The organism is Aeromonas sp. YN13HZO-058 (assembly GCF_001921245.1).
Lineage (GTDB): Bacteria > Pseudomonadota > Gammaproteobacteria > Enterobacterales > Aeromonadaceae > Aeromonas > Aeromonas allosaccharophila.
In genome coordinates this window covers 43,986-70,041 of the sequence record NZ_MQSY01000079.1, presented here as the reverse complement: position 1 = coordinate 70,041, position 26,056 = coordinate 43,986, and the positions used below count along the sequence as shown (strand labels likewise).

Below are 26,056 nucleotides of genomic sequence, written 5' to 3'. Positions count from 1 at the left end.
TCTGAAAGGTGACGTGGTTGTGATGGTCTCCGGTGCTCTGGTACCGAGCGGCACCACCAACACCGCTTCTGTTCACGTTCTATGAGTTAGTTGTACGCAGTATCGATAACACGGCCTTTAATGAGAATTTGATGGTCGTTCACTCGGAGCCCTCGGATGATTGATTCGGTTGGCGTCTCCAATTCTCCGAAAATACCCTGAGTGAACAACCTACAGAGAGAGTACACCTAGTGAATTTGGCCACCTGACACGTGGTTCATTGGGTGCGAAATAATGGTATCTTGCCGGTAAATGTTGAAATCGTTTTCAGAAATCCTTTTCAACTGTGATCCGCTTCAAAGCTTTTTCGGGCGCCAACCTCTAGCATTGGCTCCACGAATTAGGGGCTTGCGCTCCCGATTTTCCCGCTGTGGGAGGTAACCGGATGATCCGGCTATTTCCTTCGTTACTTTCGACGGTCATCATGGATGGCCGTTTTTTTTTGAGTTATTTCACGGTAAAGGGTCGAGCCGCTGGCGCTTTACCGTTAAAATTCCGCTTTTGCACTTGCCCGTGAGTCTTGATGTCTGCGTCCACCCTCTCTTCGGATAGTTATGCCCTGCTCGCCACCCTGCAATTGCAGCGCGTCGCCAGTACCCGTTTGCTGCAAGATCAACTGGCGATGGGCCATGCCCTGATCGATAAACTGACCCGACTGCAGGATGCGGGGCTGGTCAGATTGCGCGGGGAGCAGCAGTGGAGCCTGACCGCCGAGGGGACGCTGGCGCTGATCCTGGGGGTACGTGCCGGTCTCTGCCCGGAGCCGGGCTGGAGCCGGGTGCCCTCATTGACCGGGCAGGATCTCACTCATGCGGTGGTGCGCGAGCTCTGTCGCGGCAAGGCGGGGGAGGTGCCAACCTATTTCTCGGCCAGCGATCTGCTGACCCTGCTCGATACCCCGGACGCTCACCAGTTGCTGGCGGGCTCCAGCCCCGCCTGGCAGCAACTGCTGCTGGAACACTTCTCGCTGCAACTGCTGCTCGATGCCCCCTATGAAGAGCGCTGGCCGCTGGCCAATGCGCTGGTGCGCTGCGCCCCCGAGGTGCAGGCCCGGGCCAAAGCGTTCGAGGCGGAGTGGCGCTGGCTCTGCGGGGATGGCGAGAGCACGTCGCCAACCGGCGAGGGCAACGATGACGTCATCGGCTGGCCAGCCCTGCAGGCGCTGGCCCAGCAGAGCCAGAGCGGCCCGCTCGGCGAGCGACTGCTCACCGCGCTGGGCCAGTGGCAGGCAACCGATGAGGGTGAGGCGGGCCAGTGGCCCCGTTCGTTCAGCGCCCTGCTCTGGCTTGGTTGGTTGCAGCAGGCCGATCCCGTCATTGCCAGCGAACAGCGCAAGAAGTGGCAGCGCAGCCTGACCGGCCAGTTCCCTCTGCTTGCCGACCTGCTCAGCCAGTGGGCGGGCGATCGCCACGGTCAGGCGGTTGGCCTGTTCGATACCCTGCAACTGCCGGTGGAGGAGCTCCACTGGGGCTACCTCTGGCTCGATCTCTGCGCGCTGGCCCGTCACGGTGCCCAGAGCCCGCAGGTGGCCATGCTGCACAAGTGGGATCTCTCCCATCTGCTCGATGCCGAGCCCCATCATCGCCTGATGGCGTTTTGTCAGGATCTGCTGCGCATCTTGTTGGGCGAGGCGGCCAAAGGGGCACCCCTTTGCCAGCTGCGCAGCAGTGAGGAGAGTGCACCAGAGAGCAGTGACGAGCAGGATGAGGAAGGGGACGAGGACAAAACCGCCGCCTCTGCCAGCTGGCTCAACTGGTTGCAGGGGTTGGGACGCTCCAGCGGCGTGCGCAAGCCGCAGGAGCGGCTGGTGTGGCTGCTCCATGCCGAGGGCCCTGAGCTGGAGTGCAAGATCCAGAAGCTCAGCACCAAGGGGGAGTGGACCGCTGGTCGCCGGGTCGATCCGGCCCTGCTCTCCACCCAGTATGCCGCCATGCTCGACGAGCATGACTGGGCGCTGGTCCGCACTCTGCCACGGGTGATGGGGCGGTTGCCGCGGGATGTCTGGGCACCGCTGGCCGATCACCCCCGCTTGTTCAACGCCAAGGGGCAAAAGCTGCAACTGGCCATCAGCGCCCCCCTGCTGCAGGTGGTCGTCACCGAACAGGGGATGAGCGCGCAGCTCTGTCCCGATGCGGCCGCCCGCGGGGCCCATATCATGCCGCTGGCGCAGGATCTGTGGCAGCTGATCCTCACCCCGCAGCCGCTGCTCGACCGTTTGCCTGCGCTCGAATCTATCCCGCTGCTGCCCGTCGAGGGGCTGGCCGAGCTGCAACGCACGCTGGATGCCATTCCCGAGCTGCCCTGGCACAGTCAGGTTGCGGGGCTTAGCGGCAACGCCGAACTGGCTCCCTGGCCGGGCATTCCTTCGGTGCAACTGGATTGGCAGGATGGTCAGCTGTCGGTCAAGCTGGTGACCCGCTTTGACGATCTGCCGCCCCAGCCCCTTGGCAAGGGTGAGCCCATCGTGCGGCAGGGGATCAAGGCGTACCACTACTGGCAGCGGGATCTGGCGGCCGAGAAGCTGCAGGCCCAGCTGCTGCGCAATCAGTTGCCCATCGGCCTGCCCGGCAGCGAGTGGCTGCTGCAGGGGGAACAGGCGCTGGGGCTGGTCAATGCCCTGCCCGAACTGGTGGATGCTGGCGTGGTCATTCACTGGCATCAGGACAGCGCCCGCCTCAAGAGTCTCGATGAAGCGGCCCTGAGCCTGCGCATCGAGCGGCGCCAGGACTGGTTCCAGGTCGAAGGGGCGCTGGCGCTCGATGAGCACCAGATCCTCGACTTGCGCCTTATTCTGCGCCAGATGACCCCGGGCCAGCGCACCGTGCAGCTCGACGAGAAGACCAGCCTGATGCTGAGCGACAAGCTGGTGGAGCGGCTCACCATGCTGGGGGCCATGCTCGATGAAGAGCAGCGCATCAACAACAAGCTGGCCTATCCGCTCACCCGTCTGCTCTCGGTCATCACCACCGAAGGGGATGCGGCGTGGCAATCCCTGCAGCAGGAGTGGCAGCAGGAGGTCGAGTGCCCGGACGAGTTGCTCACCGGCCTGCGGGACTATCAGAAAGAGGGGGTGCGCTGGCTGGCGACCCTGGCCCATCACGGTTTTGGCGCCTGTCTGGCCGATGACATGGGTCTGGGCAAGACGCTGCAGGCGCTCATCGTGTTGCGGATGCGCCAACACCTTGGCCCAGCGTTGGTGGTGGTGCCCAAGTCAGTGGTCACCAACTGGCAGGAGGAGGTGGCCCGTTTCGCCCCCGAGCTGGATGTGGTGGTGTTCGAGAACCCGGCCGAGCGGGAAGGGATCATTCGCGAGGCCAAGGCCGGTCAGGTGATCCTCATCAACTACGGCATGCTCGGCAGTCTGGCGGAGGCGCTCAAGTCCCGCCGCTGGTCCAGCATGGTGCTCGATGAGGCGCAGCAGATCAAAAACGCCGGCACCCAGCGCGCCAAGCTGCTGTTCCAGCTGGACGGCGATTTTCGTCTCGCCCTCTCCGGCACCCCCATCGAGAACCATCTGGGTGAGCTGTGGAGCCTGTTTACCTTTATCAACCCGGGGCTGCTCGGCAGCCTTGGCGAGTTCAAGCGTCGCTTTGGCAAGGCGGTCAAGGATCCCCAGCACATGGCGCTGCTACGGGCGGTGATCAGCCCCTTCATCCTGCGCCGTCTCAAGCAGCAGGTGCTGACCGAGCTGCCGGACAAGACCGAGATCATCCATCACATCAGCCTCTCCCCCGAAGAGCGCCAGCTCTACGAGGCGACCCGGCGTGAAGTGGTGCAGCAGGTGCAAAGCGCCGATGGCCGCGCCCTGATGCATGTGCTGAGCGGTCTGACCCGGCTGCGCCGTCTCTGCTGCTCGCCGGAGCTGGTGATGCCCGAGTGGTCACAGACCAGCAGCAAGCTGGACGAGGCGATGGCGCTGCTGGAAGAGGCGATCGACGGCGGTCATCGGGTGCTGGTGTTCAGCCAGTTCGTCGATCTGCTGAGCCTGCTGCGTGCCCGCATCGAGCAGAAATCCTGGGATTACTGCTATCTGGATGGTGGCTGCTCCGCCAAATCCCGTCAGGACTCCATCCTGCGGTTTCGTCATGAAGCGGTACCGCTGTTCCTCATCAGCCTCAAGGCGGGGGGCACCGGCCTCAACCTGACCCAGGCAGATACCGTACTGCACCTCGATCCCTGGTGGAACCCGGCGGTGGAAGATCAGGCGAGCGATCGGGCCCACCGGATGGGGCAGACCCAGCCGGTGACTGTGTACCGGCTGGTGTGCGAGCAGACGGTGGAGGAGAAGATTGTCGCCCTGCACGACGAGAAGCGGGCGCTGGCCGATGGCCTGCTGAGCGGCCAGTCCGAGGTGCGCGGGCTGGATGTGGAGAGCCTGCGGGCCCTGCTGATGGGCTGATTGGCGAAGCCGCCTTTCATACCGCCTATCGATACAGAACAGGGGAGAATATCCAGAGATGTTCTCCCCTTTCTTATTTGGGGCAGATGCGGGATCCGCTGCTTATCGCGGCAAGGCGGCCCGGTTATCCCTGAGCCAGCTATCCCTGATCCAGTCACCCCTGATAGAGATAGAGGTGCAGCCGTTCGATGATGGGCTCGCCGCCAATCTTGCGATCCCGCCGCGCCTGCCGGCTCTTGGGGGGATAGTTGCCCAAATGAGTGACCGCAGGCGGGGTATCGGAGCAGAGCAGCAGCGGCAGGCTCGCCTTGATCTGCTGTTTGCGCGGGGTGCGCTCCAGCCAGAGCAAGTTGATCATCGGGTGGGTCTTGACCGGGCGGCGGATCCGCAGCTCGGCATCGGCCGGCAGGCGGCGAATGTCGTACACCTCCTGATCCACCATCTTGCTCCACTCCTCGTTGTTGGAGAGGGCCGGTATGTAGCGGCGGCTGCGCTCCAGCATCTCCAGCACCTGTTCGCGACTGAGGCGATTGATGGTCTGCTTGTCGGCCCAGGTAAAGCCGAGGGATTGCAGCTCCCCCGCCAACAGGGTCAGTTTGCGGTAGACCTGCAAGGTGATCACCCCGGGCAGGGCGGTATGTACCAGCTCGAACTTCTCGTCCCGCCCGCCCGCCTGCTGCACCAGTGCCTTGAAATCGAGCTTATGCTGGTTGATTTGGTCGATCAGCGGTTGCAGCAAAGGGGCTGCGGCGGCAGGAAAGCGCAGCCAGCCAGGCAGCCGGTGAGTCGCCTTGGTGGAGCAGCCGGGGCGGGCGCTGTGGTCCCGATAAGCGGCGAGGGTGGCTGCCAGTGCCGCTTCGCCGTTGAGATAGCCCACCTCAATCTGCGCGATCGGGTCGTGCTCTTCCCTCTGCGCAACCGGGGGCAGGGGATAGACATGGGCCTCCTGCAGCTCGAGCTGGCCAAGCAGATCGGTCAGCTGGTTGAGAGAGGCTTCAATGGCGGCCATCTGTTGACGCAGGGCGGCGGTCGGGGTAAAGGTATCCATCGATGATCCTGTGGTTTCATCCGCCGTTGACGGCATAAGTTATGGCGTCAGGGCAGGGGAGTAAACTACTGTATAAATAACCATACCAGTATGCCGGTTGCGCGCCAAGGGGCGCGTTTATGGGTCGTCATTGAGGATGCTGCGCGGGAAGAAACGTAAGTTTGTTTTATGTTTCATCGTGTTAATTGCAGATCGCCAAGAGATCATTGAATTAACAATCGAATGTAATGACGGGGTTGCCAGCCATGGCGCGTCCATTGGTGAGTGCATAGGCAATGCGGTAAATTGCATATGTAAGATGGTGCCATGCAGCACAATATGCTGCGGGCAGTGGATGGTCGAACGGTGATTTAATTATTCGTTATAAATCAAAGCATTAAAATTGCATCAGTCAGTTTTTTACTATTAGTTTTACTAATGTAACGTATCAAAATTCGTCAATTGAGTCGGCTCAGCTCCCTGACTAAGCTTTGCGCATCAAATAAAGCCCAGTGCGTAAACAAATATTCAGAGGAGCCACATCATGGCCAACATGACTTATACCGAAACCGGTTACCAGCATTCCAGCCAATTGAATCTGGCTGCTCGCGTTAAAATGACCGTTCTGACCTGGCTGGAGCGCAGCCGCAGCCGTCGCCAGCTCTCCGAGCTGCCCGAGTACCTGCTCAAAGACATCGGCCTGAACGAAGCTGACCGTTATCAAGAGACCACCAAGCCGTTCTGGCGTGGTTGATCAGCCGGGCATGGATGCCTCGTTTTTCTGCTGATCCGTTTGCTGCTCTGCCCCTGTGGCGCCCGGCCACTAGGCGGGTAATAGTCTGTTTTATCTCCCCCGTTTTCCCCCTGTTGTGCGTTGATCCTCTTTCCTCTTCTCTTTATTTCGCATTGCTATAGCCCCTCGCTGTCGTCGCTCGATTGTTATCACAATTGTGTTGTTAATGTTTGAATTTGTTTAAAAAATGATTTTAAGCCACGATGCCTTGCGTATAATCCGGCCATAGTGTTCCAGAGCAAGAGGGTGAGACGGATGATTCCCCAGCACGATTTTTTGGCCCTGACCCGCAGCCATGAATGGCAGCTTGAGCCCTTTGAATTTGCCCTGCCCGATGGTGCGCGAGTCAGCGTCTGGGATACCGGCGTGCTCTGCCTGGAGCCTGCCAGAGGCGCTGGCACTCAGCCCGGGGGATACAAGGATATCGTCCTCTCCTGCGGCATTCATGGCAACGAGACCGCACCCATCGAGATCTGCAACCAGCTGCTGAGCCGTCTGCTCGCTGGCGAGCTGAGTGCCCGTCATCGGGTGCTGTTCCTGTTTGGCAATCCGGCGGCGATGAATCTGGGGCTGCGGGAGGTAGAAGAGAACATGAATCGGCTCTTCTCTGGTGCCCACAGCAAGGGGGAGGGGCTGTGCAATCGGGAGCGGATCCGCGCCATGCGCCTCGAGCAGTATGTGAGCCGCTTCTTTGCCGATCCGGCTCGTCCCCGCTACCACTACGACCTGCACACCGCCATTCGCGGCTCGCGCCACGAGAAGTTCGCCGTCTACCCCTTCCCCCATGAGCGGCCCCACTGCCGCGAGCAGGTGCAGTTCCTCGGCGCCTGCGGGGTGCGCACTATTCTGCTCTCCGCCAGCCCGACCACCACCTTCAGCTACTACAGCTCGCGCCAGCATGGGGCCCACGCCTTCACGGTGGAGTTGGGCAAGGTACGGCCATTTGGCGAGAACGACATGACCCGCTTTATCGAAACCCGGCAGGCACTGCAGGAGCTGGTCACGCAAGATGAGATTGCGCTGGAGCCGTGGCGGGCGGATGATTTCACCCTGTTTGCCATCGATCGGGCGATCATCAAGAAATCGGAGCAATTTCGCTTCCTGTTTGCCAGCGATGTGGACAACTTCACCGAATTTCCCCAAGGGTTCGTGCTGGCTGAGGATGGCGAGCTGCGCTACACAGTCGAGCAGCCGCGTGAAGCGGTGGTCTTCCCCAATGCCAACGTGGCGATTGGCCAGCGCACCGTGTTGCTGGTGGTGCCGACAAGGCTCTGGGAATAGGGGGGTGAGCGCTTTGCCCGCAGAGCGGTGAGGCGTCCGCAGGCGGCGCCAAGCCATTGTTTGAGTGGGTGGCTCGGATGCAGCGGTTAGCCGCAGGAATAAAAAAAACGGGGCCAGTCAGATGACTGGCCCCGTTTGGTATCGGGTTCAAGCGGTGAGACTTAGCTGTTGTTTTTCACAAACAGGGTCAGCTCCTGACCGGGCTTGAGGTAATCCCCTTTATCCAGCTGGTTCCAGCGCATCACATCGTTGATGGCCACCTGGAAGCGAGCTGCGATGGAGGAGATGGAGTCGCCACGGCGAACCTGATACACCATCGACTTGTCGTTCTTCTTCCCTTGCTTGGGATAGACCACCAGCTTCATGCCCGGCTTGAGCGCCGACTTGGCATTCAGACCGTTCCACTTGGCCAGCTCGGCATGGGAGACGCCGTGTGCCTGGCTGATGCTCCACAGGTTATCACCCGAGCGCACCTTGTAACTGACCTTGGCCTTCTGGCTGCCACGGCTGGCCAGCTGCTGCGGCTTGCTGGCGGTACTTGCCTTGCTGCTGACCTGACCATGGGTCGGGATCACCAGCTGCTGACCGCGACGCAGGCTGTTGCTGCGCAGATTGTTGACCAGCTTCAGCTCGCTCACGCTGACGCCGTGATTCTTGGCGATGCGCGACAGGGTATCGCCACTGGTGACCTGATAGGAGCGGGTACGAATACGTTCGCGCTTGGGCAGATCGGTCAGTGCCAGCTCCAGGGTATCGGCATACTCGATCGGTACCAGCAGGCGGTAAGGGCCACGAGGTGACATCACACCACGGCTCAGGGCCGGATTGACCTCCTTGAGCTCTGATGTGCGCAGTCCCGCCAGTTGGGCGGCCACGTTCAGATCGAGCTGGCTGCCGGTCTCTACCACCCGCAGCTTGGGCTCGTTGGCGAGTACCGGCAGCGTGACATTGTATTTGTCCGCATTGCTGATCATGTCCGCCATGGCGAGGATCTTCGGCACATACATCCGGGTTTCGCGGGGCAGATCGAGCGACCAGTAGTCAGTCGGTTTACCGGCACGCTGATTGCGCTGGATGGCGTTGCGCACCCGACCTTCACCGGCATTGTAGGCGGCCAGCGTTTGCAGCCAGTCGCCGTCAAAGAAGCGGTTCAGGTACTCCAGATAGTCGAGCGCCGCATTGGTGGAGGCCAGCACATCGCGCCGTCCGTCATACCAGTTGTCGTGGCGCAGACCGAAGTTCTTGCCAGTGGCGGGGACAAACTGCCAGAGCCCAACCGCATTGCTGCGGGATCGGGCATGAGGATCAAACATGCTCTCGATCATCGGGACAGTAATAAGCTCCATTGGCAGCTCACGCCGTTCTATCTCCTCTACCATCAGATAGAGGTAGGGTTCAGCCCGGCTGGCAATGGTCGCCAGATGCTTATCATTACGCAACAGCCACTCTCGTTGTTGGCGGATGCGGGCATTATCCGGGGTTTCCAGCTGCATATCATCGCTGATGCGCACCCACAGATTGTCCGTATCTTCCATTTCGTCCAGCTGTTCATCGCCAAACAGGAAATGGGAAGAGTGTTTTTTATGCGCTTTTTTCTTGACCTGGGGGGACTTGATCGGCTCGATTGCCGTTAGCGCCCGGTCATCCTGATGGCTCAGGTTTTGGCAGCCGCTGAGCAACAGCGCTGCCAATAAGGCCGTTCGTACCTTCATCTCGTTCCGGTCATTTTTAGGAAAAACAGCCCGCATCATAAGGGGCAATGGCCCCCTGATCAAGGTTTGTTCAAAAAACGTCCTTCCACTGGCGCAGGATGGTGAAGGTATCTACCGGATTTTCCACGCATTTTAGCCCATGATTTTCAGCAGAAAATTTCACTGAATCCTGCTCGCAGCGCAGAAAAATGTTGAAAGTGCGTTCCTCCCCCAACCGGGTTGGCAGGCTTGGCAGCCCTTGTTGCCGCAGTTTGCTGATCAGCCCGATCTGGCGGCGGATCGCCGGGTTGTCCGGCTCGACAGCATAGGCAAAGCGCAGGTTGGAGAGGGTGTACTCGTGGGCACAATAAATGAGGGTCTCATCGGGCAGGGCGGTGAGTCGTTGCAGCGAGTGGTACATCTGCTCCGGCGTCCCTTCAAACAGGCGGCCACAACCGGCTGAGAAGAGGGTATCGCCACAAAACAGCATGCCGTTGCCATGGTAGGCGATGTGGCCGCGGGTGTGACCGGGCACATGGATCACCTCGAGGGCGAGGCCGTGCCAGTTGATCTGATCGCCATCTTCCAGCCACTGACCATGATGATCCGGCATCGGGTCCAGCTTGGGGCCATAGAGCCGGGCGTGGGGGAAGTGGGTAAGCAGGTCGGTGACGCCCCCGACATGGTCGTGATGGTGATGGGTCAGCAGGATGGCGTCGAGCACCAGCCCCAATGCCTCGAGCCGCTCCAGCACGGGGGCGGCATCGCCCGGATCGACCACCAGACAATGATTTTCGTGGCGGATCAACCAGATGTAGTTGTCATTAAAGGCTGGAACTGTGATCACTGGATACATGAGTCTGCTTCTCTTTAGGGAGGGTATCTTATATAACAGGATGGCGTTCGAAACCCCGAGTTGAGCCCTATTATGCAGGTGGCACGTACCGAACAACAAATCGAGATCCCGACCAGCTGGTCTGCATTGCCTATGGGGGACTGGGTAGCGGCCGAGATCCAGGAGCGGCTCGACAACTGGTGCCCCAATCTGTTTGGCTATCATCTGCTGAAAATTGGCGCCCTGAGCGCCGAACTCTCTTGCAAACGATCATCTATTCGCCATCAAATTGGGGTGGCGCCCAGCGGGCGATTGCTCGACATGTATGGCGATCCCCTCGATCTGCCGGTACGCACCGGCAGCGTCGATGCCTGCCTGTTGGCCCACTGCCTCGATTTCTCTGCCGATCCCCATCAGGTGCTGCGCGAGGCCGAGAGGGTGCTGACCGACGATGGCTGGCTGATCATCAGTGGCTACAACCCCTTGAGCCTGGTCGGGATCGGTCATTGTGTGCCGTTCTTGCGGCGCAGGATGCCCTGGTCGGCCCGGATGTTTACCCCGGGGCGGGTGACGGACTGGCTGCATCTGCTGGGATGTGAAGTGATGTTCGACGAGCGCTTTGGCTACTCGTTTATGGGAAAACAGAGCTGGCACAGCTGGTGGCAGGAAAGCATCGGGCGGGATTACTGCAGAGTGTTTGCGTCGGTCTATGTGATTGCGGCCCGTAAACGGCGCTTTCCACTGATCCCGGTGCGGCGGCGCTGGCAACTGCCCAAATCCCTCGCCACACCGGGAATGGCCCGTCAGGGCTGGTAGCCGGTATCCTCGGCCAGATCCTTGCCGCAGGCGGCATCTCTGGCCAGTTCGTCGCACCGTTCGTTCTCCGGGTGGCCGGAGTGACCCTTGACCCAGAGCCACTCAATCTGATGGCGAGCCACTTCCGCATCCAGCTCCTTCCAGAGATCGACGTTCTTGACCGGCTGACGGTTGGCGGTCATCCACCCTTTCTTCTTCCAGCCGATGATCCACTGGGTGATCCCCTGACGGACATACTGGCTGTCGGTAGTGAGGCGCACCTTGCACGGTTCGTTGAGGGTGCGCAGGCCCATAATGGCGGCCATCAGCTCCATCCGGTTATTGGTGGTCAACTTGAATCCGGCGGAAATCTCTTTGCGGTGGGTGCCGTAGACCATCACGGCTCCGTAACCACCCGGGCCCGGATTGCCGAGGCAGGAGCCGTCGGTATAGACATCAATCTGTTTTAACATGAGCAATCAATCTGTTTTAGCATGAGGCTTGGGGTAAACTAGCGAGTAAGTAAAGCCGAAGTTTGACATAGATTGGATCATGAACACACCCCAACTGAATCGCCAGATCATTCTGGATACTGAAACCACAGGTATGAATACGGCAGGCGGCCCTGTCTATCTGGGTCACCGCATTATCGAAATCGGCTGTGTGGAGGTGATCAACCGCAAGCTGACCGGTAACCACTATCACGTCTATATCAAGCCTGATCGTCTGGTCGACCCGGAAGCGATCCAGGTACACGGTATCACCGACGAGTTCCTGCGCGACAAGCCATCGTTCAGCCAGATCGCCGACGAGTTCATCGAATTCATCCGCGGTGCCGAACTGATCGCCCACAACGCGCCGTTTGACGTGAGCTTCATGGACTACGAGTTCAGCAAGCTCGGTCTCGGCTTCAAGACCGCCGATATCTGCTCCATCACCGATACCCTGGCGATGGCGCGGGATCTCTTCCCCGGCAAGCGCAATAACCTGGATGTGCTGTGCGATCGTTATGGCATAGACAACTCCCACCGGACACTGCACGGGGCCTTGCTCGATGCGGAGATCCTGGCAGATGTCTACCTGCTGATGACCGGTGGCCAGACCAAACTCAATCTGGCCAGTGAAAGCAACGAAAACGAAAGCAATCAGGACACCAGTATTCGCCGGCTGGAGAGCAATCGGCCCGCCCTCAAGGTGGTGCGCGCCAGCGCCGAGGTAGAGGCTCTGCACGAGGCGAGGCTGGATCTGGTGCAGAAAAAGGGAGGAAGTTGTCTGTGGCGGCAATGAGCAAGTGGTGTGCCGGTCTGCTGTTGTTGCTCTCGCTGGGCGCGTTGGCGACCGAGGTGTTTGCTCCCTCCGATATCCCGCTGCTGGATAACCGCTTTCGCATCGATTACGGGGTGAAGGAGATCACCTTCATCGTCAAGCGCAAGCCGGGCACTCCGTCGGTGATCCTGGTTCGTCCCGATGGCAGCAAGCTCTACGTGGGCAAGGTCAAACCCGCCGAGGTGGGTTGGCTGGCACTGCCGGAGCACGATCTCATTACCCTGCGCAATCCCATGCCGGGTCCCTGGCAGGCGATTGGTGAGGTGGACCCCGACAACCGGGTGCGTATTCTCTCCGATATCCGGCTCGATATCGCCGCCCTGCCGATGCAGCTCTATCAGGGGGAGGTGGCCAAGCTCAAGGCGTGGTTGCTGATCAATGGCCAGCCGCCGAAAGATAAATACTATCTCTCTGACCTTGGCATGACCGTCAAGCTGCAATCCTTTAGCGATGCCAGCCAGCAAAAGGTCGTACTGGATCAGGTGCTCGGCCACTACCGCGATGACGGCAAGGGTCTCGACGAAGTGCCGGGTGACGGTATTATGACCGCGGAAGTGACACTGGAAGATATACCCGGTGGCAAGTACCGCGCCATGTTCAGTACCGGTAATCAGGTGTTTGTCCGCGCCCGTTATCAGGATGTACTGCTCTACCCCTATCCGTTCAGTTATAACCTGGCGCCGCCTTCGGAAGAGCTGGGTGCCAAGTTGTCGCTGCTGATCGACCGTGATGAGCTGGATCCCGCCTCCGTGGTGATCAAGGGGAGTGTGACCAGCAATGTGGGCGGCCTCTACGAGTTCAGCGAGACCGCCAGTGAGCCCAAGCTTGATATCGATCTCTCCATCATCAAGGAGGTCGGTCAGCATGTGGTGAAAGCAACCCTCTATGGCACCACTCGCCTCGGCCGCGAGCTGAAAATCGAGTTGCCGGTCAAAACCTTCAATATCTTCCCGCCGCCTCCCCCTCCCGTAGAGGTGGTATCGGCTGCCGCACCGGCATCCAGTGCCGAGTCAACCCATGAGGCTCCGGCCGAGGAGGAGATGGGCTGGCTGATCTGGGTATTGGCGGGTGGTGGCGTGCTGCTGGTGATGCTGGGTGGTGTCGGCTTTGTGGTGATGCAAAAACGGCGAGCCTTCAAACGCGCATTGGCGGCGGCACAGGCCGAAAGTCAGCAGTCCGGGCCGCCGGCAGCCAAGCTGGATCTCAACCTGCCGGAGCAGTAACCGTCGCTCTGCAGTGGCGTGATGCCAGATATAAAAAACCGCCCTGATAAGCAGGGCGGTTTTTTTGAGTTCATAAACGGAACAAACCGGATATCAGTGTTCGCCGATATAGACATCCTTGTTCTGCTCGCGGATCTCGAGGAACTTGTCCAGATTGGCCAGCATCAGCTCGACCAGCTGGGGGTCGAAGTGCTGACCCTTCTCCTCCTCAATCAGCGCCAGCACCTTGTCCAGTGGCCACGCCTTCTTGTAACAGCGATCCGAGCCGAGGGCATCGAATACATCGGCCAGTGCCACGATCCGTCCCTCCAGCGGAATATCCATTCCCTTCAGGCCACGAGGATAGCCACTGCCATTCCACTTCTCATGGTGATTGCCGGCGATGGTGGCACCAATCTGGAACAGCGCTAGATCGCTGCCGGAGAGCATATCCTGCCCGAGCTGGGCATGGGTTTTCATGATCTCCCACTCTTCCGGGGTCAGCTTGCCCGGCTTGTGCAGGATGGCATCGGGAATACCGACCTTGCCAATGTCGTGCAGTGGTGAGGCTCTTTTGATCAGCTCGCTCTGCTCTTCACTCATCCCCAGCAGCAGGCAGAACTGCTCGGTATAGAGCGCGACCCGCTTGACGTGCAGCCCCGACTCTTTCGAGCGGGTTTCGACCAGTTCGCCGATGCGGTAGATGATCTCCCGCTGATTGTCGGCGATCACCTCGTTCAGCCGGATATTTTCCAGCGCCACTATGATGTTTTCGGTAAACAGGGTCAGCAGACTGGTATCGATCTGACTGAGTTGACGAGTGGTCTCGATATGGAACAGCAGGTGGTGGCGCTGGTTCTGGCAATAGAGCACCATCTGATTGGTGCCGTATACATTGCTGCGCTTGCCCATGGCTTGGCGCAAGATCTCCGGCGCTTCCGTGAGGAGCATGGCGGGATGGCCGGGGAGCAGAGGCTCCAATACTTGATCTCTCACCTCATAGGCGTATTGCTTTACGTCGTAGATCTGGGTCTCGCCCAGATGGAGCAGGGCACTCAACTGCTCCTGGGCCCCTTCGACAAACTGGCGCAGGGCCCGCTTCTCAAAGATCCCCTTGGAGGCTTCGATGACTTTTTCCAGCCCCTGACGGTTGCTCTCCAGGGTGCGGATATCCCGATAGGAGCGCAGGCTGGCCCGCAGCAGGGTGCGCAGCTTCTGGGAGGTGAGCTCGGTTTTATCCTTGTAGTCGTTGATGTCGTAGTTGGTGACCACGTCATCTTCCGGCGCCTGGCCGGGTTGGCCGGTACGCAATACGATGCGCACCATCTTGTTTTGCAGCTCTTCACGGACATATTTGACGACATCGAGGCCCGCGTGGTCGACCTCCATCACCACGTCCAGCAGCAGCAGCGCGACATCAGGGGTGATGGCCAGCAGCTTTTTTGCCTCTGCAGCGGAATAGGCATGCAGAAAGTCAATGGGGCGATTGTCAAACTCGAATTTGTTCAAGGTGATTTTGGTGATGCGATGCACTTCGGGCTCATCGTCAACAATCATCACCTTCCAGCCCGCTTGTTGCGTGTCGGGAAGGGCGAGATCATCATCATCAATAATCAGGATTTGGTCATCCATCATACAATCCTGTTTGGCATCCTGTGCTTACATTAACTGCTTCACTAAGGATAGGAAACTTATTGAGAAATAAAATTTGATCTCGAAAAACAATGGTCGAATAAGCAAATGGAACCGCCACTTCCGGTGACCGTTGGCGAGGGCTTTCTTCGCACAATCATGAGGCTGGATTGCATCCGCGCCACTCGTGATCTCGATTGCCGCACCATATCGCGCGGCTCTTGCACATCCCTCCCGCCGGGGCCGGCGAGAAGGAATCCTATTTGATAGTAATTCCTATTTGCGTGTAGCATGGGTGACACACTCAACGAGGAGCCCATCGTGTCCCCATCTCTGCCTCCCAATCGTCCCCGTCTGCTGACCGTCAAGGCCGTTACCCGGATCACCCCCCATTTGCGCCGCATCACCTTTGCTGGCAGCGAACTGGCTGACTATCCCTTTACCTGCGGCGGGGCCCATATCAAGGTGATGCTGGCCCAGCCCCATCAGGTAGAGCCGGTGCTGCCTGCCATGACCCCGAGCGGCCCGCGCTGGAGTGACCCGGCGGACAAGCCGGTGATCCGCACCTACACCATCCGGGCGTTTCGCCGCGACGCGCAGGAGCTTGACATCGACTTCGTGCTGCACGGTGACGGCGGGCCAGCCAGCGCCTTTGCCACCCATGCCAAACCGGGGCAGAAGGTGATCCTCTCCGGGCCGGGTGGTCCCAACCCCATGCTGCAACCGGCCGATCACTACTGTCTGGTGGGGGATCTCACCGCCTTGCCCGCCATCATGGCGATGTGCGAGGTGATGCCTGCCGATGCCAGAGGGGAGATCGCCATACTGGTGCCGGATCAGGCGGATGCTCAACCGTTGACGCTGCCGGTCGGGGTGCGCTGTCACTGGTTTGTCGGCGAGCCCGAGCTTAGCGGCCTGCTGGAGCATGTGGTTGCTCTGCCGCTAGTGCGCGATGGCGGCTTCTTCTGGCTGGGTGGGGAAGAGGCGCTGGTGTTGCCGCTGCGCCGCCATTTTCGGTCTGTGCTCGAGGTGGATCGCCAGTCGCTCTACGCCGTGCCGTACTGGCGGCGGGGCAAGAGTGAAGAGGCCTATCACCAGACTCGTCACGATGTGATGGATAATTAAGCGGATGCGAAAGAATACCTGATTCACACTTGCAAATAAAAATGATTTGCATTTAGTATTGCGCCGTCCCGATGTCAGTCGGCACGGCGTTTTTGTTATTGATGGCTGCGCGTGGCATAGCACAACGCAGGTCCTGCCGTAATGCACTGATGTTCGGGGTTATGGGGCATGGATGACAGTTCATGCCGATGAACTCCATCACTTTGCACCGGGTCTGGCGAGGTCAGACAGGGATGTCGGTGGTGTTGGCCTTGGTTGTTTTATGTGGAGTGTTGATGATGCGTACATCATCCCGACGATTTGCAGTGCATCCGCTGGTGTTGTCCCTTTTTGCCCTGCCAGTTCTGGCCCAAGGGACTGCGCCTGCCGCCGCTCATGAAACCATGGTGGTGACGGCGACCAAAACCCGGCACAGCGAGCTGACCACCCCGGCCAGCGTCTCTGTGGTGACCCGGGCCGAGCTCGACAAGCTCAATGTCAATGATCTGACCGGCGCCCTGAAACAGCTGCCGGGGGTCAATATCAGCCCTGCTACCAGCTACGGCCGCAGCGAGATCAAGTTGCGCGGGCTGGAGGGGGATTACACCCTGTTGCTGGTCAATGGCCGGCGTATCAGCTCCCGCGACGCCCTTACCTCCGGTTATGGCAATGATTTCGATCTCTCGGCCATCCCCATGGCGGCCATCGAGCGTATCGAAGTGATCCGCGGCCCCATCTCCTCCCTCTACGGTGCAGATGCGCTGGGTGGGGTGGTCAACGTCATCTTGCGCCAACCCGGGGAGAAGACCGAAGCGGCGGCCACCTATACCTTCAGCGACCCCACCGACGGTCACGGCGGGGATATCAACAAGGCGAGCGCCTATGTGGGCGGGGCGCTGATCGACAACAAACTGCTGGCCAACCTGGTGGTGGAAGGGAACCACCGGGACGCCTGGCAGAGCGAGCAGAGCATCAACCCCAAGGCCGATGCCATCGAGCAGCGTGAAAAGCTGGGGATCCTCTCCAACGTCAAATGGCTGATCGATGATCGTCAGGATCTGGATGTGGGGATGAACTACGCCAAAGACGATCGCGAGGCCCACTGGAACAACTACGGCCAGACGCCGCGCAATATCCAGCAGATGGAGCGCCTGGGGCTCAACGCCACCCACATCGGCCGTTGGGATCAGTTCGACAGTCGGGTCGGCTATGCCTTCGAGCAGGTTGATCTGTTAGATGACTCCGAACTGATGACGGCGCTGAGCAAGACCAGCGGCGATGTGAGTCAGACCAACCACACCTTCGATGGCCAGCTGAGCGGCTATCTGGGCAGCCACCTGCTGACCAGCGGTGCCGAGTACCGCATCACCGAACTCAAGCATAACGTCAACCTCAAGGGGGGTGATGTCAGCGTCAACCAGAGCGCGCTCTATCTGCAGGATGAGTTTGGCTTTGGCGATCTGGCGTTGACCCTGAGTGGCCGGGTCGATCACCACGAGACCTATGGTACCGAGTTCAGCCCTCGTGGTTATGCCCTCTACAGCCTGACTGATAACTGGGTGGTCAAGGGCGGCATTGGCAAGGCGTTCAAGGCGCCGACCATTGCCCAGTCCAACCCGGACTATGCAGTAGCCGCCTGTCGCGGTCGCTGCGCCGTGGTGGGCAACCCGGATCTGAAACCGGAAACCGCCGTCAGCTACGAGCTGGGTACCGCCTACGATGGTTCGTTCTGGGGCGCCGGGGTTACCGCCTTCCACAACGATATCAAGGACAAGATCCAGAGCGAGGCATGGACCTCCACCTGGCGTCCGGCGGTGATGACCTATCAGAACGTCAGCAAGGCCCGCATCAAGGGGGTGGAGTTGAGCGGCTGGTTTGATCTCACCGATACTCTGACCCTCTCCAGCAACGTCACCCTGATCGACGGGGAGGATAAGACCAGCGGCAAGGATCTCTATCGGACCCCGGAGCATACCGCCAACGCCAAGCTGGAGTGGCAGGTCATCGAGAGCCTGAGTACCCAGCTCGGCTGGAACTACACCGGCAGCCAGATCCTTCCGGTTCCGCGCATGAGCGGCACCACATATGAGACCACCGCCGGATTCCACACCCTGGATGTCGGGGCAGTCTGGAACGCCACCCGGGCACTGGATCTGAAGTTCGGACTCAACAACCTGACCAATACCAAGCGTGACTGGGTTGCCACCGAGGCCGATCAGATCCTCGACGGGCGCACTGTCTATGCCGGTGTGGCCTACAAGCTGTAATGGCTGAGCGGGAACCCGCACTGGCGGGCTCCCGTTGTTGCCATCACCCCGGGTGACGGCATTTATTTCAACCACATGGCATTGCAATCATAAGGAGTTAAAGGGTGTTTAGAGACCAGACCTCGCTGTTCTGGCTGGGATTGTTCCTCCTGTTCATACTGCTTTCTCTTTCGCTCGCCACCGGTGCGGGCGTCTATGGTGCCCGCGAGGTACTCGGCTACCTGATGGGGGATGCCCGCTGGGCTGGCGACGAGAAGCTTGCCATGGTGCTCAATACCTTGCGACTGCCGCGCACCCTCTGTGCCATGGTGGTCGGCGCCTCTTTATCTCTGGCTGCCTCCTTGTTGCAGAGCGCGACCCGCAATCCGCTGGCAGAACCCGGCCTGCTCGGGGTCAACGCCGGTGCCGTTTTTGCATTAGTAGTGGGGCTCACCTGGTTCGGGGTGGAGTCCGCCTACGGCTATCTGCTCTGGGCTGGGCTCGGCGCGCTGCTCGGCAATGTGATTGTGCTGGGGCTCGGCATGATGATTGGCCGCTCCAACCCCCTCAAGCTCATTCTGGTCGGGGTGGCTCTCTCCGCCACCTTCGGCGGTCTCTCCAGCTTTCTGCTGCTCTCCAACAAGATGGTGCTGGAGCAGTACCGCTTCTGGAACCTAGGTTCCCTGTCGGCGGCCAATCTCGATGCCATCATTGCCGTGCTGCCCTTCGTGCTGGCGGCGTTTGTCATCACCTTGCTGCTCTGTCGCCAGCTGACCCTGATGCAGATGGGGGACAGTCAGGCCCAGGCGCTCGGGATCCGTCCCAACCGGGTGCGGATTGGCGTGCTGCTGGCCGCCACCCTGTTTACCGCCAGTGCCATCGCCATCGCAGGCCCCATCGGTTTTGTCGGCTTTCTGGCCGCCTACTGTGGCCGATTGGTGGAGCCGGTGAAACTGTCGGTGCAGGTCTGTTTTTCCGCCCTGTTCGGCATGCTGTTTCTGCTGTTGGCCGACATTCTGGCGCGCTGGCTGATCCAGCCGTTCGAGTTGCCCAACGGCGTCATTCTGGCCCTGATCGGCGCACCTGTGCTGATCGCCATCGTTCATCGCGGGGGCTTTCGAACCCTGCTGACCGTCAAGTGAGGGGCTGATGCGTACACCTACCGATATGCTCTGCCTGCGGGCAGGCAACCGCTCTTTGCTGATCCATCTGCCAAGCTGGCGCTGGCTGGCGTTGTTGGCCGTGGCGCTGCTGGTGCTGGCTCTGCTGGCCCTGAGCGTTGGCAGCGGCAAGCTCGGCTTTGCCGGGGTGGTCAACACTCTGCTGGGGGAGGGGACGCGGCTTGAGCAGCTTACCCTGTTCAAGATCCGGCTGCCGCGCATCCTTGGGGTCGTGGTGGCGGGGGCCGCCATGGGGCTCTCCGGCTGTCTGGTGCAGACCCTGATCCGCAACCGGCTGGCTACTCCCGACATGGTGGGGGTCAACAACGGCGCTTCCCTTGCCATCATCGTCTTCTCCCTCTATCTGACCGTGGGCAGCTGGCCCTGGTGGGCGGCACCTATCGGCGCTATCTTCGCGGCGCTGGTGCTCTATGCCCTCTGCCGCAAACCGGGGGAGCAGGGCTATCTGTTCGTGGTGATCGGTATCGGCCTCTCCGAGCTGCTGGAGGCGCTCGGCCAGTTCGTGATGTCCACCCAGGCCCTGCTGCACCTGAGCTCCCTCTATCTGTGGAACATGGGCAGCTTTATCGCCGTGGGGTACAGCACCATCACTCCCATTGCCATCCTGTTGCTGCTGCTCTGCCCCTGGATCGTCTATCTCTCCCGCTCGCTGGCGGTGCTGCGCTTTGGCCCCGAGATGGCCAGAGGGCTTGGCGTCAACGGCGATCGGGTGCAACTGGGCATTCTGGCACAGGCCATTCTGGTGGCGGCGCTCGGCACCGCCATCGGTGGCCCCGTGGTCTTTATCGCCATGGCGGCCCCCATCCTTGCCTCCTGGCTGGTGAAAGACCGGGTGGTGCCACTCTGGCTGGCGGCACTCAGCGGCGCCCTGTTGCTGCTTGCCAGCGATACCCTGGTCCGGGTGCTGGCCAGCCCCCACGAGGTGGCGACCGGCATCATGACCCGCATTCTCGGCGGCCTGTTGCTGCTGTTTCTTCTTGTTAACGATCGCCAGAGGGCTGACTGATGACGCTCACCGTAAATCGCCTCCACTTCGCCTATCAGCAGACTCCCATCCTGCGGGACATCTCCTTCAGCGTGCCGAGGGGCAAGCTGGTGGGGATCGTCGGCCCCAATGGCTGCGGCAAATCGACCCTGCTCAAGTTGCTCTCCGGCCAGATGAAAGCCCAAAACGGCGAGATCCTGCTCAAGGGCAAGCCGCTTGCCAGCTATCCCATGAAGGGGCTGGCGCGGGAGCTCGCGTATCTGCCCCAGCGGCCGACCCTGCCTGCCGGCATTCTGGTGGAACAGTTGGTGCAGTATGGCCGTCACCCTCATCAGGGCTGGTTCAATCAGTGGGGCGAGGAGGATGCCCGCATGGTGCGCAGTGCCTGCGAGCGGATGCAGCTTGAAAGCATCTGGCAGCAGAGCGCTGCGTCGCTCTCCGGCGGGCAGGCACAGCGGGCGTGGCTGGCGATGATCCTGGCCCAGGACAGCGACATGGTGCTGCTCGACGAGCCCACCAGCGCCCTCGATATCGGCCACCAGACCGAGGTGATGGAGGCAATCCACCGCATCACCGCCGAAGGCAAAACCGTGCTGCTGGTGATCCACGATTTGGCGATGGCGGCCCGCTACTGTGACGAGCTGATCGCCATTGGCGAGGGGACCATTGCAGCCATGGGCCCGGCCCGGGAGGTGGTGACCAAGGCGCTGATCGACCGGCTCTACCAGACCAGTGTCGATATTCTGCATGCCCCCGGCGACGGAGCGCCCATTATCGTGCCCCGTCGCCACGAACATGGCCACGCCCTGCGTTCGGCGAGTTGAGTCATATGGGCCTGCTCTGTGGGCCCACCGAGTGTATCCACGCGGCCGATTATCCGGGCCGTGCAACGAGAAGGAGTGAGATGATGAAGCGTTTTGCCGCCCTGGCAGCAGCCATCCTGATGCTGGCCGCCCCGCTGGTTCAGGCGCAGGAGATACGTGAAGTGACCGATGCGTTTGGCCAGCAGGTGCAGGTGCCAGTCCAGCCAAAGCGGGTGGTGGTGCTGAGCGAGCTCGAACTCGACAGCACCCTGACCCTGGGGCTGACCCCCATCGGTGCCGTCAATGGCCGTGGTCAACCTACCTTGCCACGCTATTTGCTGAACAAGGCGGGCACGGGGATCCAGGTGATCGGCGATCTCGACAGCCCCAATCTGGAGTCGCTGATTGCGCTGGAGCCTGACCTTATCCTGACCGGCCAGACCCGCCCCGAGCTGCTAACGCTGCTGGGGGAGATCGCGCCGACCGTGGTGACCAGCAAGTGGGGTGAGCCGTGGCAGGATAGCTTCCGCCGCACCGCCCACACCCTTAATCGCGATCAGCAAGCCGATACATTCTTGCTGCAGTACGCCGAGCGGTTGACTCAGGCTCGCAGCAAGCTGGCCAAGCATCAGGGGGAGAGCATCAGCATAGTGCGCTGGAACCCCAAGGGGCCGAGCTTTATGTATCAGGGCACCTTTGCCAGCAGCGTGGTGGAGTCGATGGGGCTGGTGCGTCCGGGTAAACAACAGGGTACTGGCGCGCCCCACTCACCGGCGCTCAGTCTGGAGTCCCTCAACCTGCTGGATGCCGACTGGCTGGTGGTTGGTACCCTGAGCGCCACCGGTGATGCGGTAGATGCCATGCGTCAGGCGGAGCAGACCCCGGCGTTCCAGCAGCTGCCGGTGATCAAGGCCAAGCGCTTTGGCGCCGTGGACGGGTCGCTCTGGACCTCCAGCGGCGGCCCGCAGGCGGCCCTCAAAGTGATTGAGGATGTGGAGCAGTTGCTGGCAACCCGCAGCTGAGCTGCCATTGCACAGCTGGGGTTGACCAAAAAGTTAACCAAGAGAAGAGGGAGGCTGATGCCTCCCTCTTTGCTTATCCGCGCGGCCCCAAGCTAGCCGGGTGTTTACTGCGGTTGGATTTGGGTGATGGTGAGCTTGCCACCCGGGTTCTCGGCGTGAAAGCGCACCGAATCCCCCACCTTCAGATCTTTGAGCAGGGCCGGCTCAGCCACCCGAAACACCATGGTCATGGCGGGCATCTTGAGGTTGTCGATGGCCTCGTGTTTGATGCTGACCTTGCCGTTGGATGCATCGATGCGGGTGACGACTCCCTTGGTCATCATCATGTCGCCCATCTCGCTCATGTTCTCCATTTGCCCCATCTGGCTCATGTCGTGGCCCTGATGGTTCATCATCTCGGCAGCCTGCAGGCTGGTGTGGGTAGCGAGGCCCATCAGCAGGGTCAGTGTCAGCGTCTTGTAGTTCATCCTGGTTTCCTTGTCTGGCTTATGGGGTTGCTGTTTGTCTGGTTGAAAATGTTCTGTTCATCAGTGTGATGACTCCTGCTGATCCGCGGTGGTCAGCTGTTGCAGGGAACGACTGCGCCACAGGTAGTAGGCGGCGGGCAGTACCAAGAGGGTCAGCACCAGCGCGCTCACCATGCCGCCAATCATGGGAGCGGCGATGCGCTGCATCACTTCGGATCCGGTGCCGTGGCTCCACATGATGGGCAAGAGGCCGGCTATGATGGTGACCACCGTCATCATCTTGGGGCGCAGGCGCAGGGCGGCGCCGTGGATCACCGCCCGGTGCAGCCCCGCCTTGTCCGGCTTGCCGCTGGCGATGAGGTCATCCCAGGCATGGTTGAGGTAGACCAGCATCAGGACGCCGGTTTCCACCGCCACCCCGGCCAGGGCGATAAAGCCCACCCCGACCGCTACCGAGAGGTTGAAGTCGAGCAGCCATAGGGTCCAGATCCCCCCCACCACCGCCAGCGGCAAGGTGGTGAGAATGAGCAGCACCTCCTGAACGCGGCGAAACGCCAGATAGAGCAGCAGCACTATGATGGCGATGGTGAGCGGCACCACGTAGGCGAGGCGCGCCTTGGCCCGCTCCATGTACTCGTACTGCCCTGACCAGGTGAGGGCATAGCCTGCCGGTAGTACCAGCTGCTTGCCGACTTCGGCCTTGGCCTCATCGACGAAGGAGCCGATATCGCGGCCGCGAATGTCGACGTAGACCCAGCCGTTGAGGCGAGCGTTTTCACTGCGCAGCATGGGCGCTTCGTCGCTGATATAGACCCTGGCCACGTCCGCCAGCGCGATACGCGCACCGCTCGTCGTCACCAGCGGCAGCAGCTCGAGGCTGGCCACCGAATCGCGATAGCTCTGGGGATAGCGCAGGTTGATGGGGTAACGCTCGCGCCCCTCGATGGTCTGGCCCACCTCCATGCCGCCCACCGCGGTGGCGAGCACCGCCTGCACGTCGGCGATATTGAGGCCGTAACGGGCCGCCTTGAGCCGGTCGATGTCCACCTTGACGTAGCGGCCACCGGCCACCCGCTCGGCGTAGACCGATGCTGCCCCCTCCACCTTGCCGACGATCTGTTCCAGCTGCTGGCCGAGCTGCTGGATCACCTTGAGGTCCGGCCCCGCTATCTTGATGCCGACCGGGGTCTTGATGCCGGTGGCCAGCATGTCGATGCGGGTCTTGATGGGGGGCACCCAGGCGTTGGTGAGGCCGGGGAAGCGGATGAGGGCGTCGAGCTCCTCTTTGAGCTTCTCCGGGGTCATGCCGGGGCGCCACTGATCGCGGGGCTTGAGCTGGATGCTGGTCTCCATCATCACCAGATCCGCCGGGTCGGTGGCCGATTCGGCGCGCCCCGCCTTGCCGAACACGTTCTGCACCTCGGGCACGGTACGAATGAGCTTGTCGGTCTGCTGCAAAATCTCCCGCGCCTTGCCCACCGAGATATTGGCCGCGGTGGTGGGCATGTACATGATGTCCCCCTCGTCGAGCGGCGGAATAAACTCGGAGCCCAGGTACTTGAGTGGCCAGAAGCCCGCCACCGTGACCACGGCGGCGATGGCCAGGGTGGTTTTCGGACGAGCCAGGACGGCTTTGAGCAGTGGCACATAACCCTGGCTCAGCCAGCGGTTGAGCGGGTTGGCCTGCTCCGCCAGCACCTTGCCACGGATGAAGTACCCCATCATTACTGGAACGAGCGTGATGGCGAGCCCGGCTGCGGCTGCCATGGCGTAGGTCTTGGTGTAGGCGAGCGGGTGGAACATCCGCCCCTCCTGCGCCTCCAGCGCGAACACCGGCAGGAAGCTGATGGTGATGATCAGCAGGGAGAAGAAGATGGCGGGCCCCACTTCTATGCTCGCCTCGGTGATGATCCGCCAGCGATTCTTGTCGGTGAGCGCCTCCCGCTCCATGTGCTTGTGGACGTTCTCGATCATCACGATGGCGCCGTCCACCATGGCACCGATGGCGATGGCGATGCCACCAAGGGACATGATGTTGGCGTTGATCCCCTGCAGGTGCATCACGATAAAGGCCACCAGAATAGCGATGGGCAAGGAGATGACCACCACCAGCGACGAGCGCAGGTGGAACAGGAAGGCGAGGCAGACCAGCACCACTACCGCGAACTCCTCCAGCAGCTTGCCGGAGAGGTTGTCGATGGCGCGCTGGATAAGGTCGGAGCGATCGTAGACGGTGACGATCTCCACCCCCTCTGGCAGGCTGCTTTTCAGTTGGGCTAGCCGCGCCTTGACCCCGTCGATGGTGTGCTGGGCATTCTCGCCGTAGCGCATGACGATGATGCCGCCCACCACTTCCCCCTCACCGTTAAGCTCGGCGATGCCGCGCCGCATCTGGGGGCCGGTGACCACATCCGCCACGTCCCCCAGCAGCAGCGAGGCGCCGCGCACAGTGGTGCCGAGCGGGATCTGCTTCAGATCCTCGACGCTCTTCAGATAGCCGTTGGAGCGCACCATGTACTCCGCCTCCGCCATCTCGATGACGGAGGCGCCGGTCTCCTGATTGCCCTGTTTGATGGCGGTCTCGATAAGGGAGAGCGGGATACCGTAGGCGCGCAGCTTGTCCGGATCGACCCGTACCTGATACTGGCGCACCATGCCGCCGACTGTGGCGACCTCGGAGACCCCGTTTACCGTCTGCAGTTCGTATTTGAGGAACCAGTTTTGCAGCGAGGTGAGCTCGCTGAGGTCGTGCTTGCCGGTTCTGTCCACCAGCGCGTACTGGTAGACCCAACCCACCCCGGTGGCATCGGGGCCGAGCTGGGGGCGGGCGGAGGCGGGCAGGTTGGGCGCAACCTGGCTTAGGTACTCCAGCACCCGGGCTCGGGCCCAGTAGAGGTCGGTGTTGTCGTCAAACAGCACGTAGACGAAGGAGTCGCCGAAGAATGAGTAGCCGCGCACCGTGGTTGCCCCCGGCACCGCCAGCATGGCGGTGGTGAGCGGATAGGTGACCTGATCCTCCACCACCTGGGGCGCTTGGCCCGGATAGGCCGTCTTGATGATCACCTGCACGTCAGAGAGATCCGGCAGGGCGTCTACCGGGGTCTGTTTGACCGACCAGAGCCCCCAGGCGGTGAGCATGAGGGTCAACAGCAGTACCAGAAAGCGGTTGCCCACTGACCAGCGAATAATCGACGGGATCATGATTGGGCTCCTTGCTCATTTGGTGCA

General features: G+C 60.9%; 19 protein-coding genes. 12 read left to right on the top strand and 7 right to left on the bottom strand.

The features are described 5' to 3' along the window. Nucleotides 1-562: 562 nt before the first annotated feature. Entirely contained in the window at nucleotides 563-4,438 is a 3,876-nt protein-coding gene (locus BSP75_RS20410) for a DEAD/DEAH box helicase (protein ID WP_075114434.1), read from the top strand. 154 nt (nucleotides 4,439-4,592) lie between these two features. On the opposite strand, the gene BSP75_RS20405 is transcribed toward BSP75_RS20410, so the two are convergent. Beyond that, entirely contained in the window at nucleotides 4,593-5,486 is an 894-nt protein-coding gene (locus tag BSP75_RS20405; protein ID WP_075114433.1) for a DNA replication terminus site-binding protein, read from the bottom strand. A 523-nt stretch (nucleotides 5,487-6,009) separates the two neighbouring features. Between BSP75_RS20405 and BSP75_RS20400 the strand changes: the two genes are divergently transcribed. Both BSP75_RS20400 and astE read left to right on the top strand, forming a co-directional pair. Further along, on the top strand, nucleotides 6,010-6,219 hold the full coding sequence (locus tag BSP75_RS20400; protein WP_042083987.1) for a DUF1127 domain-containing protein: 210 nt from the start codon (nucleotides 6,010-6,012) through the stop codon (nucleotides 6,217-6,219). Nucleotides 6,220-6,513: 294 nt separating this feature from the next. Then, nucleotides 6,514-7,539, top strand: coding sequence for a succinylglutamate desuccinylase (gene astE / locus BSP75_RS20395; protein WP_075114432.1), 1,026 nt, complete (start codon nucleotides 6,514-6,516; stop codon nucleotides 7,537-7,539). A 161-nt stretch (nucleotides 7,540-7,700) separates the two neighbouring features. Here the strand turns inward: astE and BSP75_RS20390 are convergent, their stop codons facing one another. Next, on the bottom strand, nucleotides 7,701-9,251 hold the full coding sequence (locus BSP75_RS20390; protein ID WP_075114431.1) for a LysM peptidoglycan-binding domain-containing protein: 1,551 nt from the start codon (nucleotides 9,249-9,251) through the stop codon (nucleotides 7,701-7,703). A gap of 70 nt (nucleotides 9,252-9,321) precedes the next feature. Then, nucleotides 9,322-10,086 carry a hydroxyacylglutathione hydrolase gene (gene gloB, locus BSP75_RS20385; protein WP_075114430.1) on the bottom strand — a complete coding sequence of 255 codons (765 nt, stop codon included), beginning with the start codon at nucleotides 10,084-10,086 and terminating at the stop codon, nucleotides 9,322-9,324. A 72-nt stretch (nucleotides 10,087-10,158) separates the two neighbouring features. Between gloB and BSP75_RS20380 the strand changes: the two genes are divergently transcribed. Beyond that, on the top strand, nucleotides 10,159-10,881 hold the full coding sequence (locus BSP75_RS20380; RefSeq protein ID WP_075114429.1) for a methyltransferase domain-containing protein: 723 nt from the start codon (nucleotides 10,159-10,161) through the stop codon (nucleotides 10,879-10,881). Here BSP75_RS20380 and rnhA read toward each other — a convergent pair. Beyond that, the gene (gene rnhA, locus BSP75_RS20375) at nucleotides 10,869-11,333 is read right to left on the bottom strand and encodes a ribonuclease HI (protein WP_042656956.1); all 465 of its coding nucleotides are present in this window, start codon (nucleotides 11,331-11,333) and stop codon (nucleotides 10,869-10,871) included. The two genes, BSP75_RS20380 and rnhA, sit on opposite strands and share 13 nt — an antisense overlap. Before the next feature lie 79 nt (nucleotides 11,334-11,412). Here rnhA and dnaQ point away from each other — a divergent pair, with 79 nt between their 5' ends. Next, the gene (gene dnaQ / locus BSP75_RS20370) at nucleotides 11,413-12,147 is read left to right on the top strand and encodes a DNA polymerase III subunit epsilon (RefSeq protein WP_042656957.1); all 735 of its coding nucleotides are present in this window, start codon (nucleotides 11,413-11,415) and stop codon (nucleotides 12,145-12,147) included. After that, nucleotides 12,144-13,409, top strand: a complete 1,266-nt coding sequence (locus BSP75_RS20365; RefSeq protein WP_075114428.1) for a TIGR03503 family protein — start codon at nucleotides 12,144-12,146, stop codon at nucleotides 13,407-13,409. The genes dnaQ and BSP75_RS20365 overlap by 4 nt, the downstream gene beginning before the upstream one ends. A 93-nt stretch (nucleotides 13,410-13,502) precedes the next feature. Here BSP75_RS20365 and BSP75_RS20360 read toward each other — a convergent pair whose 3' ends face one another. Beyond that, nucleotides 13,503-15,020 carry an HD domain-containing phosphohydrolase gene (locus BSP75_RS20360; RefSeq protein ID WP_058052087.1) on the bottom strand — a complete coding sequence of 506 codons (1,518 nt, stop codon included), beginning with the start codon at nucleotides 15,018-15,020 and terminating at the stop codon, nucleotides 13,503-13,505. A gap of 321 nt (nucleotides 15,021-15,341) precedes the next feature. Between BSP75_RS20360 and BSP75_RS20355 the strand changes: the two genes are divergently transcribed. The 6 genes from BSP75_RS20355 to BSP75_RS20330 all read left to right on the top strand — a co-directional run bounded on the left by BSP75_RS20355 (nucleotide 15,342) and on the right by BSP75_RS20330 (nucleotide 22,361). After that, the gene (locus BSP75_RS20355) at nucleotides 15,342-16,145 is read left to right on the top strand and encodes a siderophore-interacting protein (RefSeq protein WP_075114438.1); all 804 of its coding nucleotides are present in this window, start codon (nucleotides 15,342-15,344) and stop codon (nucleotides 16,143-16,145) included. A 278-nt stretch (nucleotides 16,146-16,423) separates the two neighbouring features. Beyond that, on the top strand, nucleotides 16,424-18,391 hold the full coding sequence (locus BSP75_RS20350) for a TonB-dependent receptor (protein ID WP_075114437.1): 1,968 nt from the start codon (nucleotides 16,424-16,426) through the stop codon (nucleotides 18,389-18,391). Nucleotides 18,392-18,495: 104 nt separating this feature from the next. Then, nucleotides 18,496-19,512 (top strand): iron ABC transporter permease, encoded by a 1,017-nt coding sequence (locus tag BSP75_RS20345; protein ID WP_064339787.1) that lies wholly within the window; start codon nucleotides 18,496-18,498, stop codon nucleotides 19,510-19,512. A 7-nt stretch (nucleotides 19,513-19,519) separates the two neighbouring features. After that, on the top strand, nucleotides 19,520-20,557 hold the full coding sequence (locus BSP75_RS20340) for an iron ABC transporter permease (protein ID WP_075114427.1): 1,038 nt from the start codon (nucleotides 19,520-19,522) through the stop codon (nucleotides 20,555-20,557). Continuing rightward, nucleotides 20,557-21,360 carry an ABC transporter ATP-binding protein gene (locus tag BSP75_RS20335; RefSeq protein WP_075114426.1) on the top strand — a complete coding sequence of 268 codons (804 nt, stop codon included), beginning with the start codon at nucleotides 20,557-20,559 and terminating at the stop codon, nucleotides 21,358-21,360. The genes BSP75_RS20340 and BSP75_RS20335 overlap by 1 nt, the downstream gene beginning before the upstream one ends. A gap of 83 nt (nucleotides 21,361-21,443) precedes the next feature. Next, nucleotides 21,444-22,361 carry an iron-siderophore ABC transporter substrate-binding protein gene (locus tag BSP75_RS20330; RefSeq protein ID WP_075114425.1) on the top strand — a complete coding sequence of 306 codons (918 nt, stop codon included), beginning with the start codon at nucleotides 21,444-21,446 and terminating at the stop codon, nucleotides 22,359-22,361. 104 nt (nucleotides 22,362-22,465) lie between these two features. Here the strand turns inward: BSP75_RS20330 and BSP75_RS20325 are convergent, their stop codons facing one another. After that, nucleotides 22,466-22,828: a copper-binding protein gene (locus BSP75_RS20325; protein WP_075114424.1), complete on the bottom strand. Its 363-nt coding sequence runs from the start codon at nucleotides 22,826-22,828 to the stop codon at nucleotides 22,466-22,468. A gap of 60 nt (nucleotides 22,829-22,888) precedes the next feature. Further along, nucleotides 22,889-26,029: an efflux RND transporter permease subunit gene (locus BSP75_RS20320; protein WP_075114423.1), complete on the bottom strand. Its 3,141-nt coding sequence runs from the start codon at nucleotides 26,027-26,029 to the stop codon at nucleotides 22,889-22,891. Nucleotides 26,030-26,056 lie beyond the last annotated feature (27 nt).